Annotated in this window: 1 protein-coding gene; it reads left to right on the top strand. The window is 61.2% G+C overall.

The window, feature by feature from the left end:
- The coding region (locus GY725_03140; protein ID MCP4003171.1) for an NAD(P)-binding domain-containing protein at positions 1-1,024 on the top strand (1,024 nt) is incomplete at both ends.

Raw genomic sequence — 1,024 nt, 5'->3', positions numbered from 1 at the left:
CGCGGCCCAAGCGCAAGAATATCTGCGGGCCTATGCCGCGGAGTTCGGCATCTACGACCGCATCACCTTCAATACCCGTGTCGCGGAAATCGAGCGCGCCGACATCCAACGCGCCGGCGAAGGCTGGCGCGTGCAGATCGAGGACGAGGCCGACCCACGTCATTACGACGGGGTCGTGGTCGCCAATGGTCATCACTGGCACCCGCATCCTCCGGACTATCCGGGCACGTTCGACGGGGAGATGCTGCACTCGCACGACATGAAGGCGAAGGCACAGATCAAGGACAAGCGCGTGCTCGTGGTCGGGGTCGGCAATTCGGCCGTCGATATTTTGGGCGACGCCGCGCAGGACGGGAAGGCCGCGATCCACTCCATGCGGCGCACCTATTACTTCTTCCCGAAAATGCTGTTCGGCAAACCGACCGATGCGGTCATCGACCGCTTGAGCAAACTGCCTTTGCCGCGGCGCTTTATGTATGGGGTCTACAAGCTCAGGATGTGGATCTTGATCGGCTCCCACGAGCGTTACGGTTTGGAAAAGCCGGATCACGATCTCTTCGAGGCGCACCCCACAGCCTGCACCACCTATCTCGATCACGTGGTTCATGCGCGCATCGCAACGAAGCCCGGCATTGCGCGGCTCGAGGGTAGCCACGTCTATTTCGACGACGACACGTCCGAGGAGGTGGATCTCTTAATTTGGGCCACGGGCTTTCGTGTCCATTTCCCCTTCATGGACGCCTCTTATGTGTTGGACGAGAAGGGCTGGCCGAAGCTCTTCATCCATACCTTCCACCGCGAATGGGACGATTTCTTCGTCTGCGGCCTATTCGAGCCGGCCGAAGGCGGAGTGTGGCAGATCGCCGATTATCAGGCCCGGCTGATCGCAGCCTACATCACCGCACAAGAAGAGGATCCGAAGCGCGCGGCCTGGTTCAAGGCGCTGAAGCGTGACGCCAAGCCCGATATCGGCCATGGGCTGGAGCCGGGCGATACGCCCTGGCACCGCTACGAGAGCCAGCAT

Source organism: bacterium (assembly GCA_024226335.1).
Taxonomy (GTDB): Bacteria; Myxococcota_A; UBA9160; order SZUA-336; family SZUA-336; genus JAAELY01.
The sequence above is the reverse complement of the archived record's forward strand: the minus strand, read 5'-3'. Positions and strand labels throughout refer to the sequence as shown.